This window comes from Nocardia concava NBRC 100430 (assembly GCF_000308815.1).
GTDB lineage: Bacteria > Actinomycetota > Actinomycetes > Mycobacteriales > Mycobacteriaceae > Nocardia > Nocardia concava.
Genome location: NZ_BAFX01000181.1, coordinates 1 through 16914, shown reverse-complemented (window position 1 = coordinate 16914; position 16914 = coordinate 1). Strand labels below are relative to the sequence as shown.

The following is a 16914-nucleotide window of genomic DNA, read 5'->3' as shown; positions in this document are numbered from 1 at the left end:
CCCCGATTTGCAGTGTGAGCCAAGGAGATCAGACATGACCGTCATCAATCCAACCCCGCTGCAATCGCGTCCACCGGTCGAGGACTCGCAGGTCCGGTCCATCGATCTCGACGGCGGCGACGCGACGCTATCGGCTCTGATCACAACTCCGATCCAGCGGCCGCCGCGCGCCACCATCGTCGCCCTGCACGGGGCCGGGATGCGCGCGGGCTACTTCCACAGTCGCGCCCTGCCCGGCATGTCGATGCTCGAACTCGGTGCGGCCCTTGGCTTCTCGGTCGTCGCCATCGACCGCCCCGGCTACGGCGCATCCGCCACCACCCTGCCCGAGGGCCAGCCCGTCATCGACCAGGCCGCCACCCTCGCCAACGCCCTGCGCGACCTGGCCGGGCGCTTCGACATCGGCGCGGGTGTGCTGCTGCACGCCCATTCATTCGGCGGCAAGCTGGCCTTGACCACCGCCGCGTATCAGCGGGTACCCGATCTGCTGGGCATCGATGTCTCCGGATGCGGACACCGTTACGCCCGCCCGGCCGACGGGCTCGAGAACATCGGCACGACCTGGACGAAAAGCTGGCTGCCGCTGACCTTGTACCCACCGGAGACCTTCCACCAGGCCCGCTCGATCACCGCGCCGATCCCGACCGCCGAGCAGTTCGACATCGTAAGCTGGGAATCGACGTTTCCCGCTGTCGCCCAACGCATTCGCGTTCCGGTCCGGTTCACCTTCGCCGAGCACGAGCGCTGGTGGCATCACGACGACCGCACCCTCGCGAATCTGCGCTCCCGCCTGCGACATTCGCCCCGCGTGGTCATCGACCGTCAACTCGACGCCGGACACAACACCAGCCTCGGCTACACCGCACGCACCTTCCACCTGCGATCACTGGCCTTCGCCGAGGAATGCGTCGCGCGAAAGGAACGCAGATGAGTGACCTCGCAGCGCAGATAAGCGACCCGGCCGCCGCCCGCCCCCGCCTCGACGTCGCACCCTACGCACTCCTGGCGCCCGGACAGGGCTCGCAGAAGCCGGGCATGTTGATCGCCTGGCTATCGCTGCCGGGCGCCGAACAAAGCCTGGCGCGCTGGTCCGAGATCTGCGACCTCGACCTCCTGCGCCTCGGAACCACCGCCGCCGCAACCGAACTCGTCGATACTGCCACCACCCAGCCCCTGGTGGTCGCCGCCGCATTGCTCGCGGTGGAGGCGTTGCGCGCCGCGGGCGGACTCGGGCCCAACACGGTTGTTGCCGGTCATTCGGTCGGCGAACTCGCGGCCGCAGCAGCCGCCGACGTGATCTCCCCCGACGACGCCATAGCCCTCGCCGCCATCCGCGGCCGAGCCATGGCCGACGCCTGCGCCGCAGACCACACCGGCATGGCCGCCGTCCTCGGCGGCACCCCCGACGAAGTCCTCACCCGCATAACGGAACTCGACCTGATCCCCGCCAACCACAACGCCCCCGGCCACCTGGTCGTCGCAGGCCGCACCACAGCCCTAACCGACCTGTCAGCCAACCGCCCACCAAACACCAAGGTGGTCATCCTCCCGGTGGCAGGCGCCTTCCACACCAACTTCATGACCCCCGCCCGCGAAACGGTAACCCGCGCAATCGCAAACCTCATCCCCCACAATCCAACCCGCCCCCTCCTCTCCAACCGAGACGGCCGCCCCGTCACCTCAGGCACCGACGCCCTAACCAAAATCGCATCCCAAATAACCCGCCCCGTCCGCTGGGACCTCTGCACCGCAACCCTCCGCCACTCCCTCCTCACCACAACCCTCGAACTCCCCCCAGCAGGCGTCCTCACCGCCATCTCCAAACGCGAACTCCCCCACCTCCCCCACCACCCCCTTCGCACCCCCGAAACCCTCACCACAGCCCTCAACACCCTCACCCATAATTGAAGCACCAGCTTTTCAGTTTGTACGCGCGGACCATCCCGCCCCGGCTACCGTCGGAGCGGCACTCACGTGCCGACAACGACAGCTCCAACGGGAAAGTACAGATGAGGCAATTGAGTTGGGCCGCAGTCACGGCGGCCATGCTGGCGATGCCGCTGGCCACGGCGGCTTCGGCGTCGGGTGCGGTCGATGGCGTGAACCTGACCCAGATCGACACCGGCATCGGAGGATGCGAGGGGGCGGGCAATACCTGCACGATCTGGGTTGGCACCAGCGGCGCGGACGCCCTGGCCCCGGTCACGGTCACCTTGGCCGGACAGAACGTCGGCACATTCACCCCGCAACCCGGATCCAAGGCCGGTACCGGCGCCATCCAGTACGTCTACCGCTCAAAGCTTCCCGAGGGCGTCTACAGCCTCACCGCCACCCAGGGCTCCTCAACCAAATCCATGCTGATCCAAAACTGCGGCAGCCAACCAACCGGCAGCTCCACCGCCTCAGCCCAATGCACCGCAAACGACATCCTCGGCGCCCTGCTGATGCCCCTGATCATCATCACCGGCTCCGGCCACACCCAACTCTGACCGACACCACGGCCGGTCATCGCAGCATCCGCGATGACCGGCCGTTTCGCTGTGATCCCAAGCCCGGTATGCGCGGCCTAGCCGGTGGGGAGGGGGTTGGGGGCGGGGGTGAGGAGGGTGGTGATGGCGGTGATTGTGCCCTCGCGGTGTTGGTTGTGGAGGGCCACTAGGCGGGGGATGTCGCGGAGTTCCAGGGCGTCGATGATGGCGTCGTGTTCGGCGATTATGCGGTCGGAGATGCGGGGGCCGGTGAGGTAGACGGCGCGGTAGATGCTGGTGAGCAACCAGATTCGGCGTAGTTCGGCGACGAAGAGGTCCAGGCCGGACAGGGCGAAGAGGCGGAAGTGGAATTCGGTGTTCAGGCGGCGGATCGCGCCCAGGTCGGCGCGGGTCGCGGCGTCGGCGATCGCCTGATTGAGGGCGCGTAGTTCGGCGATGACGGCGGGGGTGATATCGCCGAGGCCGCAGAGTATTTCGTTTTCCAGGAGCTGGCGCAGACGGTAGGCCTGCTCGAGTTCGGGGGCGCTCAGTTCACGGGCGCAGAAGCCGGCATTGCGCCGGTAGGTGAGCAGGCCGTCGGAGGCGAGCATGCGCAGCGCCTCGCGAATCGGCTGGCGGCTGAGCCCGAGCCGTTCGGCCAGCGTTTCCTGCCGGATGGGCTGGCCGGGCCGCAGCTCGCCCGCGGCGATCAGGTCGTACACGGCGTCGATCGCGGTCTGCACCGCACCTACCGCGGCGTCCGTATCCGTGGGCATGGGCGTCCTCCTCTCTGCACAAAGCCTCGCATCGACCCCACCATCGTAGCAATTGGATCCAATTTGTTGACCATCACCGAACAATCGCCTTACGATTGGATCCAATATGAGGTGTGAGAGTCAGGAGCGCAATGAAATGACCACCGCCACAACGACAGTCGACGTACACGTCGAGAACCACGTCGGCTGGATCGTGCTCAACCGTCCCGACAAGAAGAACTCCTTCACCAGCGACATGCTGCTGCGCTGGTCACAGGCCTTGCGCGAGTTCGAGGCCGACGACCGGGTCCGCGTGGTCGTGGTCCGCGGTGCGGGCGATTCCTTCTGCGCGGGAGCCGATATCGACGGTCTCGCCGAGGCCGACCGCACGCCGCTCGCGTCGCGCCGCCTCATGACCGACCACGTCCATCGGGTCGCCCGCGCGGTCGAGGACCTGACCAAACCGCTCATCGCCGGGGTCAACGGCGTCGCGGTGGGCGCGGGCATGGACATGGCGCTCATGTGCGACTACCGCATCGCCGCCGCGCGCACCCGGATGTCGGAGGGCTATATCCGGGTGGGCCTGGTGCCCGGCGACGGAGGCTGCTACTACCTGCCGCGGCTGATCGGCGTCTCGAAGGCGCTGCGGCTGCTGTGGACCGGCGAATTCGTCTCGGCCGCACAGGCGCTCGAATGGGGAATCGTCGACGAGGTATGCCCGGATGAGGAGTTCGACACCCGATTGGCGACCTTCGCCGCCCAGCTGGCCGCACAGCCGCCGGTCGCGGTGCAGCTCATCAAACGTGCTGTGCACCAGGCGATTCCGGGTGACCTGCGGACGGCCCTGGACCTCATCGCCTCCCATCAGGCGGTGGTGCAGTCCACCGCCGACTCACAGGAGGCGATGGCAGCCTTCCGAGAGCACCGCGCGCCCCGCTTCGAAGGGAGATAGCCGAGATGACCACGCATGAAACAGAACTCAGGCACAGCGTGCGAGAACTGTGCGATACCTGGGACTTCCGACCCCGCTGCGACTCCTGGGCCGCGGCAGGCGATCCCGAGTTCAGCCGCGAACTGGCCCGGCGCGGGCTGCTGGCCCGCACCTGGCCCAAACACCTGGGCGGGGCCGAGGACAGCAATGTGGCGCGGCTGGCCATCACCGAGGAGCTGCTGCGCGCGGGAGCACCGGTCTCGGCCCACTGGATCGGGGAACGCCAGATCGGCCCGGACCTGATCCGCCACGGCAGCCCCGAACTGCAGGAGGAGTTCTGCCCGCGCCTGGCCACCGCGGAACTGAGCTTCGCCCTGGGCATGTCGGAACCGGACGCGGGCTCGGATCTGGCCGCGGTCCGCACCACCGCCCGCCGCGACGGCGATGGCTGGCGCCTGTCCGGCCGCAAGATCTGGACCAGCGGGGCGCACCACGCCACCCACCTCTACGTGCTGGCGCGCACCTCCACGGAGGACGACAAGCACGCCGGGCTCACCGAATTCATCGTCGATCGCACCGCACCCGGCATCACCGTCACCCCGATCCTCGGCATGGACGGCGAACACCACTTCAACGAGGTCCTCTTCGAGGACGTGTGGACCCCGGACCGCTGGGTGATCGGCGAGGTCGGCAACGGCTGGCGGCAGGTGGTCGGTCAGCTGGCGTTCGAACGCGGTGGGCCGGAACGATTCCTGTCGATGTACCCGCTACTGGCCGCGGTCCTGCGGAGCGACGTGCTGGACGCCGCGGATCGCCACCGCCTGCGCTCCCTCACCGCCCGGCTGGCTGTGCTGCGCACCCGGGCGCGGGAAACCGCGCTGGCCATGGACGCGGGCCGCAGCCCGGTGGTCGAGGCCGCCACGAGCAAGTATCTCGGCAATCGATTCGAGCTCGACACCATCGAGTTCGTGCGCGGCCTGCTGCCCCGCTGCGACACGGAGATCCATCGGCTGTACCGGCAGGCCGTGCTCGCCTCGCCCAAATCCGGGCTGCGCGGCGGCGCGGCGCCGGTCATGTTGTCGATCATCGCCAAGGGGACGAAGTGAACGAGTACGAATTCGGCACGGCCGCAAGGGATCTCTACGACACCGTCACCGAGGTGGCGGCAGGCTGGCCGCTGCCACCGGCGGGCAGCGACGTGGCACGGCACGAGCATTTCGCCGCGCAGTGGGCGACGGCGGCGGCGCTGGGGTGGACGGCGATCCTCGACGAGGAGCCGATCACCAGCGCGGCCGGGGTCGAACTGCTCGACGCGGCGGCGGCCGCGGTATCTGCGTTGGCTCGGTCGGGCGTGAAACTGCCGGTGCGCCAGACACTCACGGCACGCTACGCGGTCACCGGGGAGATCGACCCGACCGAGATCGCGGTCCTCGACGGCGGCATCGGAGTCTGGCAACCAGTCGCGCACCGGGTGGTCACCCCGGCGGGCAGTATCACCGAGCACATCCCGACACCGCCGGACCACCTCGACATCGCCGGACGTCCGGTATCGGCACCGGATTCGCGACCAGTCGCCGCCGACCGAGAAGACGTCGCCATGGTCTCGAAATACCTGTTACTCCATGAGATTTCGGGCGCGATCGACGGCGCGGTGGACGCGGCGACCGGCTATGTCACCCACCGCGTCCAGTTCGGCCGACCGCTGAGCACCCTGCCCGCGGTGCGCATCACCCTCGGCGAACTCTCCGTCGCCCAAGGCCAGATCCACGCGATCCTGCGCGAAGCCGCGCGACGGCTGCGGGCATCGGGCGACTCGTCGGCACGGGCGCGCTTCGCCCTGTCAGCCGCCGGTGTACTGTGCGCCGAGATCGCGGGCCGGGTCGCCGATACCGCCCATCAACTACACGGCGCACTGGGCATCACCGCCGAGGCCGGGTTACACCACCGCACCACCCTGTTGTGGGCCGACCGCGACGAGGACGCCGAAACCCCCGAGCGGGAAGAGGATACGCCGCGGATCGGCGAGCCGGAGCTCTGGGACCTGACCACACCCACCGCCTGACCGCCGACCAGATCACCCAGGAGACCGCCATGCCCGACAATCCGTGCGAGAGCGAGTGTCCCGCGAACCCGGGACCGCTGGCCGGAATCCGGATCCTCGACCTCACCCATGTCGTCATGGGCCCGTACGCCACCCAGTTGCTGGCCGATCAGGGCGCGGAGGTGATCGTGCTGGAATCCGAACGCGGCGACACCAACCGGGTCATGGGCGCCGGACCGCATCCGCAGCTGTCGGGCATCAGCCTGAACCTGATGCGCAACAAGCGATCCGTCACCCTCGACCTGGATGCCGGCACCGGCCGCGAACGGCTGCGACAACTCGCTGCCACCTGCGATGTCGTGGTCACCAGCCTGCGCGCCAGCACCATCGAGCGCCTCGGCGTGGACTACCCGGCCATTGCCGCCCTGCGCCCGGATGTCGTCTACTGCCAGGCCCAGGGCTGGCCGCTGGACAGCGACCGGGCCGACGATCCGGCCTACGACGACGTCATTCAGGCCGCCACCGGAATCGCGGACGCCATGCACCTCACCTACGGCGCACCCGCACTCGTGCCGACCATTCTGGCCGACAAGGTCTGCGGCATCCTCATCGCCCAGGCCGTCACGGCGGCGCTGTTCCATCGCGCGAAAACCGGTGCGGGACAACACATCGAGGTCCCGATGGCGACCGCCATGGCCGCCTTCACCCTGGTCGAACACGGCGCGGGCGCGATCGCCGAGCCACCGGCGGAACCGGCCGGATACCACCGCATCCTCTCCCCCGAACGCCGCCCCTGCCCCACCGCGGACGGCTGGGTCCACATCCTGCCCTACCAGCCGCACCACTATGCCGCACTCTTCGCCGCCGTCGGCCGCGACGACCTGATCGACGACCCCCGCTACACCGACCGCCGCACCGCAATCCTCAACTCCGACAGCCTCTATCGCGACGTCCGCGCCGCGGTCTCGTGCTACACCACCGATGAGATCGTGAAAATCTGCCGCGCCCAGGGCATTCCGCACAGCCGAATCCGAACCCTCGACGACCTGGTCGCCGAACTCCCACTGGCCGACCACCCGGTGGCGGGCCCCTACCGCACCATCCCCCACCCGGTCCGCTTCGCCGCCACCCCTGCCACCCTCCGCCACCCCGCCCCGCTGATCGGCGCGGACACCGATGCCCTGCTGGCCGAACTGGGCGAATAGGTTGAAACGGGTGCATTTTCGGGCATCTTGCGGCAAGATCGTTCGGATCGGCTCGACGATCTTGCTGTCTAGGAGCTCACTATGGGCAGACGGTTACGCACACTCACCGCCGCGAGCGTGCTCGCACTGACCATCGGAGCCTGCGGGTCTCCACCGGGCGATCAGAACAAATCGGGAAGCCCGGGGGCCAAGGACTTCAAGGCCTGCATGGTGTCGGATTCCGGCGGGTTCGACGACAAGTCGTTCAACCAGACCTCCTTCAAGGGAATCACCGATGCTGTTGCGGCACTCGGGATTTCGAAGGCCCAGCTGGAGTCCAAGTCGGACAACGACTATCCCACCAATATCGACACGATGGTGCGGCAGAAGTGCGGCATCATCGTGACGATCGGCTTCAAGCAGGGCGATGTCACCTACGCGGCGGCCAAGGCGAACCCGAACATCAACTTCGCGATCGTCGACTACTCCTACACCGATCCGCAGAAGTTCCCGCCGCTGCCGAATCTGCAAGGGCTGACCTTCAATTCCGCGCAGCCCTCGTTCCTGGCCGGATACCTGGCGGCCGGCACGACCAAGACCGGCAAGGTCGGCACCTTCGGCGGCATCAATATTCCGACCGTGGCCATCTTCATGGACGGATTCGCCGAAGGCGTCGCGTATTACAACAAGCAGAAGGGCAAGCAGGTCCAGTTGCTCGGCTGGGACGAGGCCACCCAGCAGGGTGTGATCACCAATGACTTCCAGGACAAGAACACCGCCAAGACCAAGGCCAACGACCTGATCAGCCAGGGCGCCGATATTCTGCTGCCGGTCGCGGGCCCGGCCGGGCTGGGGGCGCTGGAGGCCGCGAAATCCTCCGGCGGCAAGGTCACCGGGATCTGGGTCGACACCGACGGCTGCGTGAGCGCCGCGGAATACTGCCCGGTCCTGCTGTCGAGCGTGCAGAAGGCGATGGATGTCGCGGTGACTAAGGCGGTCACCGACGCCTACAACAAGACCTTCACCAACTCCACCTACGTCGGCACGCTGGCCAACAAGGGGGTCGGGCTGGCGCCCTTTCACGAGTTCGACGCAGCCATCCCCGCCGATCTGAAGAGTGAGATCACCGCGCTGACAGCGGATTTGGCCAGCGGCAAGGTCACCATCGCGTCGAAGGCACAACCCGCGGCCAAATAACACAGGCTGCGACCACAGAGTACGGCTCGCGGCCGCACCGGCCGCGGCTCGGGAGGCGGAGATGCGGCTCGAACTACGCTCTCTCACCAAGCGATTCGGCGACTTCGTCGCCAACGACAGCATCGACCTGATCGTCGAGCCGGGTGAGATCCATTGCCTGCTCGGCGAGAACGGCGCGGGCAAGACCACGCTGATGAACATGCTCTACGGGCTCTCACAGCCGGATGCCGGCGAGATCCTGCTCGACGGAGAGCCGTTCACGTGCCGCTCCCCCGCGGCCGCGATCGCCGCCGGAATCGGCATGGTGCACCAGCATTTCATGCTGGTGCCGGTCTTCACCGTCGCCGAGAATCTCATGCTGGGCCGCGAGCCGACCACCGGCTGGGCCGTGCTCGACCGCGGCGCGGCCCGGCGCCGGGTGCGTGACCTGTCCCGGCGCTACGGCCTGCCGGTGGACCCGGACGCACTGGTGTCGGACCTGTCGGTGGGCGAGAAGCAGCGCGTGGAAATCCTCAAGGCGCTGGCCAATGACGTCGAGGTGCTGATCCTCGACGAACCGACCGCGGTGCTCACCCCGCAGGAGATCGACGAGCTGATCGCGGTGCTGCGCGCGATCGCCGCGAGCGGCACGTCGATCATCTTCATCTCGCACAAACTGAAGGAGGTCCGGCGGATCGCCGATCGGATCACCGTTATCCGCCGCGGCAAGGTGGTCGGCACCGTCGCGGCGACCACACCCGAAACCGAACTCGCCGAACTGATGGTGGGGCGGTCGGTGGAACTCGTCGTCGCCAAGACCGACGCCCGGCCCACGCGCCCGGCCCTGGTCGTCGAGGGCCTCACGCTCACCGGCCTGGACGGCACGATCCTGGTGGACGACATGTCCTTTCACGTCGACGGCGGCGAAATCGTCGGCGTGGCAGGGGTGGCGGGCAACGGTCAATCCGAGCTGATCAACGCGCTGGTCGGCTTGCGGGCCCCGGCGCGCGGCTCGATCACCGTGGGCGGGCAGGAGTTGGCGGGCCGCTCACCGCGCCGGCATCTGGATGCCGGCATCGGCTACGTCCCCGAGGATCGCTCGCACGACGGCTATATCGGCGTGTTCAGCGTCGCCGAGAACCTCGTCCTGGATCTGATCGGCCGTCCCGAATTCTCCCGGCACGGGGTGCTCTCGCCGAATGCGGTGCAGCGCAACGCGGTACACCGCATGGAGGAGTTCGATATCCGCGCCCGGTCACCGGCCGAGCAGGTCCGGTCGCTGTCGGGCGGCAATCAGCAGAAGGTGGTGCTGGCCCGCGAACTGTCGCGGCCGCTGACGGTGCTCATCGCCGGGCAGCCGACCCGCGGCCTGGATGTCGGGTCGATCGAGTTCGTGCACAATCGCCTGGTCCGCGAACGCGATCAGGGCACGGCGGTGCTGATCGTCTCCACCGAACTGGACGAGATCTACGCGCTGTCGGACCGCATCATCGTGATGTATCGCGGACGCATCGTCGGCATCGTCGGCCCCGATACCCCGCGCGACCGGCTGGGGCTCATGATGGCAGGCGGCGCACCGGCGAATACCGGCGGCGGCGCATCAGCGGACCCTGCCAGCGGCGCGGACACGGCCGGAGGTGGCGATGTCTGACCGAAAGTGGTTGCGCGAGCTGACCGTCAGCCTCCTCGCCGTCGCGCTGGCGCTGCTGGTCGGCGCGGTCCTCATCATCGTCAGCACCCCCACCGTGACCTCGGCGTTCGGGTATTTCCTGGCGCGGCCGACCGATACCGTCTCGGCGGCGGCGCACGCCGTGGGCGACACCTATCGGGCGCTGTTCCTCGGCGCCTTCGGGGGCCGGCATCAGATCGCCGAAACCTTGGTCGCGGCAACACCTTTGATCTGCACCGGACTGTCGGTCACCCTGGCCTTCCGCACCGGCCTGTTCAATATCGGCGCGCAGGGCCAGCTCATCGCCGGCGCCCTGGCCGCGGGATGGGTGGGTTTCGCGGTGCACCTGCCCGCGGCAATCCACGTGCCGGCGGCGCTGGCGGCCGGTGTCGCGGGCGGGGCGCTGTGGGGCGGCATCGCCGGAATCCTCAAGGCGCGCAGCGGTGCTCACGAGGTCATCGTCACCATCATGGGCAACTACGTCGCGCTGTACGCGCTCACCTGGTTGCTCACCACCCACTCGCTGCAGCGGCCGGGACGGCACGAGCCGATCAGCCCGGTCGTCGACGCCACCGCGCAGCTCCCCCGCTTCGGCGGCACCCGGCTGCATCTCGGCCTGTTCGTCGCCTTGCTCGCGGCGGTGTTCGTGTGGTGGCTGCTGTCGAGATCGACCCTGGGCTTCCACTTGCGCGCCGTCGGCGCCAATCACGAGGCGGCCCGCACCGCCGGCATCCCGATCGGCCGGGCCTACGTGCTGGCCATGCTGATCGCGGGCGGCCTCGCCGGATTGGCTGGAACCCAGCAGGTATTGGGCACCGATCTGCCGCTGACCAACGGCATCGCCGGATCCTTCGGCTTCGACGGCATCACGGTCGCACTGCTCGGCCGCGGCACCCCCGTCGGAACGGTCTGCGCGGCACTGCTTTTCGGCGCCCTGCACTCCGGCGGAAACGAGATGCAGGCGGCCACCGGCACCCCGCTCACCTTGGTGACCGTCCTGCAGGCCGTGATCGTCCTGCTGGTGGCGGCACCGGCGCTGGTGCGCACCGTCTTCCGGATCCGGGCCGAGGGCGCGCAGGCCGTGCTCGCGAAAGGGTGGAACTGAATGGCAACCACCGCTTCCGAACTCGCTCGCCAGCTGGAGTCACCGGAGCACCGGCGCCGGCGGCTGCGCCTGGGCATCCTGCTGCTGATCCTCGCGATCACCGGGGTGGCGCTGGCGGTGCTCACCGCGTCCGGGACCGTCGACTTCCGTTTGGCCGCACCGGGTTCCAATGGTCCCGGTGACCTGCGCTTACCCGCGCGACCGGCGGCGGCGATACCCGCCGCGATAGCGCTGGTGATCGCGGTCGCCCAGCTGTGGCGCGGCCTGTCCGGTCGCTGGGCGGTCGCCGCCTTCTCCCTGTTCGGCGCCGCGTTCGTGATGACCTTCATCTGCTGGGCGGCATCGGGCAAGCTGTTCCCGCTCACCAACCAGATCCAAGGCACCCTGGCACTGTCCACCCCGCTGATCCTGGGTGCGCTGGCGGGCGTCCTGTGTGAACGGGCGGGAGTCATCAATATCGCCATCGAGGGCCAGCTGCTGGCCGGGGCGTTCGCCGCGGCCAGCATCGCGACGGTGAGCGGCAGCTTCCTCGTCGGCGTGGTGGCCGCGCTGATCGCCGGGGTGTTCGTGACCTGGCTGCTCGCCGTCTTCTCGATCCGCTACCTGGTCAATCAGATCGTGCTCGGCGTCGTGCTGGTGGTACTCGCCACCGGTATCACCGGATTCCTGTTCGACCAGCTCACCGCGCTTCCCGACGGCTCGGCCCGATTCAACACACCGGGCACCCTCCAGCCCATTGCCGTCCCGGTGCTGTCCTCGATCCCGATCATCGGACCGACGATCTTCGACCAGACCGCCCTGGTCTACGCCATGGTCGTCCTCGTAGCCGTGATCACCTTCGTGCTCTACCGCACGAAATGGGGCCTGCGGGTGCGCGCCATCGGCGAACATCCCCGCGCCGCCGCCACCGTCGGCATCGACGTCCTGCGCATCCGCTACCAGGCCGTGCTCCTCGCGGGCGTGGTCGCCGGACTGGGCGGCGCCTATTTCACGATCGGGTCCACCGGCGGCTTCACCAAGGAAATGACGGCGGGCAACGGCTTCATCGCCCTGGCGGCGCTGATCATGGGCCGCTGGCATCCGATCGGATCCACCTGTGCCGCACTGTTCTTCGGCTTCACCAAGGCCCTGCAGGGCCAACTCCAGGTCCTGGCGACCCCCATCCCCACCGAAGTCCTCCAAATGACCCCCTACCTACTCACGGTGATCGCCGTGGCGGGCGCCGTAGGCCAAACCCGCCCGCCCAAGGCCGACGGCGAGCCCTACACCCCCGAATAGGTCTCGATGATCGGCGTGGCCATGGAGTCCACGGAGGGTCCCGGGTTCTCGTCCGGTTCGGAAAGGGCAACTCGCCGTAGCTCTTCGGCGAGCGCCGCGGTGGCCGTCGGCACGGGGTGATCTTTCGTGCCCCAGGCCAGCAGGTGGTGCCGCCGAGCCCATGGGTCCTGCAGTGCGCACATGTCGAGAGGTCGGCGCGGGTCGAGGGCGCGACGCGGCACGATGGCGAGCCCGACACCGGCGGCGGCGAGGGAGATCAGGACGGACAGGTCGGCCACGGTGGTGCGGTAGCGCGCCACCGTGGCACGGGGCCCGATGTGCTTCTCGATCCAGCGGCGCAGCGAGGACTCGGCGTCGAGGCCGACGAGCGGGTGCTCGGCAACTTCGTTGTAGGTCAACGCCGTCCGTCCGGCGAGGATCCCGCCGGCTTGGCCGATCACCACGAGGGAATCGTCGCCGAGGGGCTCGAGGCGCAGGCCGCACTCACCGGCCTCGCCATCGAGGACAATCCCCAGATCGGCCTTTCCCGCGGCGAGCATCCGCACGGTATCCGGGGTGCGACTCTCCGACACTTCGATGTCGATGTCCGGATGAGCGCCGAGGAACGAGATCAGGGCCTGCGGTACGAGTCGATGCATCGCGGATCCACCCGCCAGCAGAATCAGTGGCGCACTGGGAGATCGGGTATAGCTCGCGACGGCGTTCTCGAGTCGAGTGGTCTGCGCCAGTACGTCGCGTGCGTGACGGGCCAGCGTCGTCCCAGCCGGCGTCGGCCGCACGCCCCGTCGGCCGCGGATCAACAGTGCCATGCCCACACTGGATTCCAAGGCGCGCACTCGCGCGCTGGCCGAGGGCAGACTCAGATGCATCCGATCGGCACCCGCGGTGATCGACCCCGCCGCAACGATGTGAACGAACAGCCGCAAATCGTCCAAGTCGTAACGCATCCACTCAGGCTAAGGCCCAGCCATAGGCTGGGTTTGCCGATTACGCATTGTGAGCGCACTCGTCAACGGGCGATGCTCGGCTGATGCCCGACTTCTCGCTCGTCTTGTTGGCAGGTCTTGCCGCCGGAGTTCTGAACGCCATCGGCGGTGGGGGAACGTTCGTGGCGCTACCCGCCCTGGTCGCCCTCGGGCTGCCCGCGGTGACCGCCAATGCGGTGTCACGGGTCGCCCTCATGCCCGGAGCAGCGGTCGGCGCATGGGCGTGCAGGCGTGAGATCTCCCCGGTCGGGAGCACATCCACCGGGGCGCTGACAATAACGAGCGTGATCGGCGGTGGAGTCGGCGCCGCCCTGCTCTCGGTGCTGCCCGCCTCGGCCTTCGACGTCACGGCACCCTGGCTGCTCGCCTTCGCCACGGTGATCCTCGCCTTCGGCCGCCGCCTTTCCGGCGCGTTGAGCGCCATGCTCGGCCGCACCGTGAACCTGAGTTCACGCGCCATCCTGATCGGGCAGTTCTGCCTGGCCGTTTACGGCGGATACTTCGGCGGCGCCGTAGGCATAATGATGCTGGCCCTGTGGAGTATCGGCCTCGGTCTCGACGCCGCGGGCAACAACCCGATGCGGTTGACCCAGCTCGCGGCCATCTATCTCAGCGCCGCGGTGCTGTTCCTCATCACCTCCGATGCGCTGAAGGCTCCGCTGATCCTCACCGGAATGCTGGTCGGCGCCATGGCCGGAGGCTTCGTCGGAGCCCACCTCGCCCGCCGTACTCCCGCCCGGCTGCTGGAGGCCTTCGTCCTGACCATCGCCGTTGCCACCACGGTTCTTTACTTTCTGCGCTGAACACGGCCACTGTTCAGAACCAGGACCATGGACGCACTCGATTGGCCAGATCGATCAGGTCGAAGCGGTGCTGCGGGCGTGTGGCGGTCCACGCCACCGCCCGCAGCGCCGCCTCGACTCCGCGACGCAATCCTCTCTCGGTCACCGGATAGCCGAGCACCGTGCGGCCCGCCATGACGGTCAGCGCGCCGCAACGGAGTCCGGCCAGGGCGGCGCTGAGGACGATGACCCGCAGTTGCCGGGCCCGCGGTCCGTCGGGCAGCGCCTCCAGACACGCCGCGGCGCGCTGCACATGCCGCGCACGCAGTTCGGCCGGCGGTCGCGAGACCGCCAGCAGCGCAGCGGTCATCCCGGCGAGCTCGTTCAGACCACTGGTCGGCGGTATCGACGCCAGTGTCGCGACCGCCTGGTCGAGGTCGCCCGCCTCGAGGCGGCAGCGAGCCGCGCCGAAGGCCGCGCTCTCCATCCCGCGGTCGATCGCCCACACGGCTCGGTAATGCTCACGCGCCGTGGCGCGCCAACGCGATTCGTCGGCTTCGTCCTGGTTCAGCAGGTCGTCCTGGGCTTGGAGCTCCGCGGCCGCGGCGAGTGCCATCATCGGCGCGAGCTCGCCGGGCAGGGCGCCGCGGACAGCGTCGAACAACTCATAGGCGGACGCATAATGCCCCTCCAGCAATTCGGCCACGCCCCGATACCAGTCCAGGCGCCAATCCGTTTCGGCCGCCGTATCGTGCAACCGAGCCATCGTCTCGCGGGCCCTGCCGAATTCTCCGAGATCCAAATGCGCCCGCACCTCGGCGAGGGTGGCCTCGCGGGCGAATGAGGCCGGTAGCGTCAGGACCCCGGCCGCGGCGGCTTCCCGGTGGATCCGAAGCGTGTCCAACGCACGCTCGGGATCCTCGTGCAGCAGCGGGGACAGCAGCTCGGCGCCCGGATCGTCCGGATCGATCAGTGGAACAGCCAGTGCGGCAACGACATCCGGTGCACTCAGCAGCGGCGGGCGGGCGACGCCGTCGGTCAGGCCATCGGTCGGCAACAACAGCACCTCGGCGCCGAAATCGGCTCGCGCGGGACCGAATACCGTCGAGATCTGGGGAATGCCGCGCCCGGTGTCGGCGGCCAGCACCGCGCGCAATACCCCGGCCGCCTGGCAGTACATGTCGTACATGGAGGAAAAGCGTTGCGCCGGATCGGGATCGGTGGCCCGCACCAGCAGCCGGTGGAACGCCGGATACCGCCGCAGCGCGGACGCCCGATCCGGCGACGGCAGGCCCGGCAATCGATTTCCGTGCCGATCCACCGGCATCGGCAGGGTCAGCGCGGCCAGCGTGCGACCGACGGCGTAGATATCGGCCGCGACGGAGGGACCGGTCTCCGTGTATTCGGGCGCCTGATAGCCCACGGTCCCGTACAGACTGCCGCCGGAGCCCAGTGCGGCCACCGCACCGAGGTCGATGAGCCGGACCTCACCGTCCCCGACCATGATGTTGTCCGGCTTCACATCGTTGTAGCCCAGTCCCAGCCCGTGCAGATAGTCCAGGGCCGGCAGCACCTCCATCACGCAGGCCAGCGCCTCGGCCACCGAAAACCGCTCGGGCGCACGAGCATCCAGCAGGGCGCGCAGCGACTGGCCGCCGATGTACTCCATGACGATGTACCCGGCCACCGCTCCGTCCTCGGAACGGTGCTGTACGAAGTTGAAGATCTTCACGATGCTGGGGTGCGCCAGCTCCGACAGGAACTGCCGTTCGGCGACCGCGACGATCCGCGCCTCCAGATCGGCGGGGTTCTGCAGACCCTTCAGCACCACCCACCGCTTGCTGACATTGCGGTCCCTGGCCAGGAAGATCCACCCCATGCCCCCGTAGGTCAGGCACCCGTGCACATCGTATTGATCCGCGACGACGGTCCCCGGGCGCAGCGGGGGCCGGAAGTTGAACGGGGCGCCGCAGTGCGCGCAATTGCCGGTCGGCCCGGCGTCCGCCGCGCGGCCGACCGGGTGCCGGCAGCGCCAGCAGAACCGCTTCTCCTGGGGCACTTCGGGATCGAGGGGCACGGCGGCGGCCGGATCGATCGTCGGCACGGTCGGCAGCGGCGCCATCCCGGTGCCGAGTTGCTGCCGCACGGCCCGGAACCGCGCCGCCCGCGCCGAGACCACGCTGCGTTCACCACCGGTCTCCGCACCGGCGACCGCCACGGAGGTGATCTCCATGTCGCGCGGCGCGACCGGCTCGGACGTGACGGAAGTTTCCGGCATCTGCACCTCGACCCGCGAACCGACACCTACCCCGGAACCGAACCGCTCCACCGCGTGGAGGCGCGCGGCGGAGCGGTCGACTGTCGGCCCCTGGGTGGCGTCACTGATAAAGGGGCCGACGAGCTTATGGGATTGTCGGGGACTGGATGAGGTGTCGCAACCACAGCCTCGATTTCGCGACACCTCGAGTTCACCCGGCCCGGTTCACCGCTCGCGGTGTTCGAGCGGACGCTCGGCGAGGACCGGGAACTGCCCCGTGAA

The 16914-nt window shown here is 68.6% G+C and carries 15 protein-coding genes; 12 read left to right on the top strand and 3 right to left on the bottom strand.

The window, feature by feature from the left end; all coding sequences use genetic code 11:
• Nucleotides 1-34 precede the first annotated feature (34 nt).
• From ON43_RS36010 to ON43_RS36000, 3 genes are all read left to right on the top strand, one after another.
• Nucleotides 35-931: an alpha/beta hydrolase gene (locus tag ON43_RS36010; RefSeq protein ID WP_051179691.1), complete on the top strand. Its 897-nt coding sequence runs from the start codon at nucleotides 35-37 to the stop codon at nucleotides 929-931.
• Nucleotides 928-1908, top strand: coding sequence for an ACP S-malonyltransferase (locus ON43_RS36005; RefSeq protein WP_083914040.1), 981 nt, complete (start codon nucleotides 928-930; stop codon nucleotides 1906-1908). Before ON43_RS36010 ends, ON43_RS36005 begins: the two co-directional genes overlap by 4 nt.
• A gap of 101 nt (nucleotides 1909-2009) precedes the next feature.
• Complete coding sequence (locus ON43_RS36000) at nucleotides 2010-2489, top strand: hypothetical protein (protein WP_157514307.1); 480 nt, start codon at nucleotides 2010-2012, stop codon at nucleotides 2487-2489.
• 77 nt (nucleotides 2490-2566) lie between these two features.
• Here the strand turns inward: ON43_RS36000 and ON43_RS35995 are convergent, their stop codons facing one another.
• Nucleotides 2567-3244 carry a GntR family transcriptional regulator gene (locus ON43_RS35995; protein ID WP_040814895.1) on the bottom strand — a complete coding sequence of 226 codons (678 nt, stop codon included), beginning with the start codon at nucleotides 3242-3244 and terminating at the stop codon, nucleotides 2567-2569.
• Nucleotides 3245-3380: 136 nt separating this feature from the next.
• Here ON43_RS35995 and ON43_RS35990 point away from each other — a divergent pair, with 136 nt between their 5' ends.
• The 8 genes from ON43_RS35990 (at nucleotide 3381) to ON43_RS35955 (ending at nucleotide 12607) form a co-directional block, all read left to right on the top strand.
• Nucleotides 3381-4175 (top strand): enoyl-CoA hydratase/isomerase family protein, encoded by a 795-nt coding sequence (locus ON43_RS35990; RefSeq protein WP_040814894.1) that lies wholly within the window; start codon nucleotides 3381-3383, stop codon nucleotides 4173-4175.
• 5 nt (nucleotides 4176-4180) lie between these two features.
• Nucleotides 4181-5260, top strand: coding sequence for an acyl-CoA dehydrogenase family protein (locus ON43_RS35985; protein ID WP_040814893.1), 1080 nt, complete (start codon nucleotides 4181-4183; stop codon nucleotides 5258-5260).
• Nucleotides 5257-6216, top strand: a complete 960-nt coding sequence (locus ON43_RS44480) for an acyl-CoA dehydrogenase family protein (protein WP_040814892.1) — start codon at nucleotides 5257-5259, stop codon at nucleotides 6214-6216. Before ON43_RS35985 ends, ON43_RS44480 begins: the two co-directional genes overlap by 4 nt.
• 29 nt (nucleotides 6217-6245) lie before the next feature.
• A complete protein-coding gene (locus tag ON43_RS35975) occupies nucleotides 6246-7400 on the top strand; it encodes a CaiB/BaiF CoA transferase family protein (RefSeq protein ID WP_040814891.1) in 1155 nt (384 codons plus the stop codon).
• A gap of 81 nt (nucleotides 7401-7481) precedes the next feature.
• Complete coding sequence (locus ON43_RS35970) at nucleotides 7482-8576, top strand: BMP family lipoprotein (protein ID WP_040814890.1); 1095 nt, start codon at nucleotides 7482-7484, stop codon at nucleotides 8574-8576.
• 61 nt (nucleotides 8577-8637) lie between these two features.
• Nucleotides 8638-10206, top strand: a complete 1569-nt coding sequence (locus ON43_RS35965) for an ABC transporter ATP-binding protein (protein WP_051179690.1) — start codon at nucleotides 8638-8640, stop codon at nucleotides 10204-10206.
• A complete protein-coding gene (locus tag ON43_RS35960) occupies nucleotides 10199-11329 on the top strand; it encodes an ABC transporter permease (protein ID WP_051179692.1) in 1131 nt (376 codons plus the stop codon). Before ON43_RS35965 ends, ON43_RS35960 begins: the two co-directional genes overlap by 8 nt.
• Nucleotides 11330-12607, top strand: a complete 1278-nt coding sequence (locus ON43_RS35955) for an ABC transporter permease (protein WP_040814886.1) — start codon at nucleotides 11330-11332, stop codon at nucleotides 12605-12607.
• Here ON43_RS35955 and ON43_RS35950 read toward each other — a convergent pair.
• Nucleotides 12592-13554, bottom strand: a complete 963-nt coding sequence (locus ON43_RS35950) for a LysR family transcriptional regulator (protein ID WP_051179689.1) — start codon at nucleotides 13552-13554, stop codon at nucleotides 12592-12594. The two genes, ON43_RS35955 and ON43_RS35950, sit on opposite strands and share 16 nt — an antisense overlap.
• An 83-nt stretch (nucleotides 13555-13637) precedes the next feature.
• On the opposite strand from ON43_RS35950, the gene ON43_RS35945 reads away from it, so the two are divergent.
• Nucleotides 13638-14396: a sulfite exporter TauE/SafE family protein gene (locus ON43_RS35945; RefSeq protein ID WP_040814884.1), complete on the top strand. Its 759-nt coding sequence runs from the start codon at nucleotides 13638-13640 to the stop codon at nucleotides 14394-14396.
• A gap of 13 nt (nucleotides 14397-14409) precedes the next feature.
• Here the strand turns inward: ON43_RS35945 and ON43_RS35940 are convergent, their stop codons facing one another.
• Nucleotides 14410-16653: a serine/threonine-protein kinase gene (locus ON43_RS35940; RefSeq protein ID WP_157514306.1), complete on the bottom strand. Its 2244-nt coding sequence runs from the start codon at nucleotides 16651-16653 to the stop codon at nucleotides 14410-14412.
• Nucleotides 16654-16914 lie beyond the last annotated feature (261 nt).

Bases quoted from the DNA above. Each gene is read 5' to 3' on its own strand.
- ON43_RS35995 (WP_040814895.1), bottom strand. From the start codon at position 3,244: ATGCCCACGGATACGGACGCCGCGGTAGGTGCGGTGCAGACCGCGATC.
- ON43_RS35940 (WP_157514306.1), bottom strand. From the start codon at position 16,653: ATGCCGGAAACTTCCGTCACGTCCGAGCCGGTCGCGCCGCGCGACATG.
- ON43_RS35990 (WP_040814894.1), top strand. From the start codon at position 3,381: ATGACCACCGCCACAACGACAGTCGACGTACACGTCGAGAACCACGTC.
- ON43_RS35950 (WP_051179689.1), bottom strand. From the start codon at position 13,554: ATGCGTTACGACTTGGACGATTTGCGGCTGTTCGTTCACATCGTTGCG.
- ON43_RS36010 (WP_051179691.1), top strand. From the start codon at position 35: ATGACCGTCATCAATCCAACCCCGCTGCAATCGCGTCCACCGGTCGAG.
- ON43_RS35945 (WP_040814884.1), top strand. From the start codon at position 13,638: ATGCCCGACTTCTCGCTCGTCTTGTTGGCAGGTCTTGCCGCCGGAGTT.
- ON43_RS35975 (WP_040814891.1), top strand. From the start codon at position 6,246: ATGCCCGACAATCCGTGCGAGAGCGAGTGTCCCGCGAACCCGGGACCG.
- ON43_RS35965 (WP_051179690.1), top strand. From the start codon at position 8,638: ATGCGGCTCGAACTACGCTCTCTCACCAAGCGATTCGGCGACTTCGTC.
- ON43_RS35985 (WP_040814893.1), top strand. From the start codon at position 4,181: ATGACCACGCATGAAACAGAACTCAGGCACAGCGTGCGAGAACTGTGC.
- ON43_RS35970 (WP_040814890.1), top strand. From the start codon at position 7,482: ATGGGCAGACGGTTACGCACACTCACCGCCGCGAGCGTGCTCGCACTG.
- ON43_RS35955 (WP_040814886.1), top strand. From the start codon at position 11,330: ATGGCAACCACCGCTTCCGAACTCGCTCGCCAGCTGGAGTCACCGGAG.
- ON43_RS36000 (WP_157514307.1), top strand. From the start codon at position 2,010: ATGAGGCAATTGAGTTGGGCCGCAGTCACGGCGGCCATGCTGGCGATG.
- ON43_RS35960 (WP_051179692.1), top strand. From the start codon at position 10,199: ATGTCTGACCGAAAGTGGTTGCGCGAGCTGACCGTCAGCCTCCTCGCC.
- ON43_RS36005 (WP_083914040.1), top strand. From the start codon at position 928: ATGAGTGACCTCGCAGCGCAGATAAGCGACCCGGCCGCCGCCCGCCCC.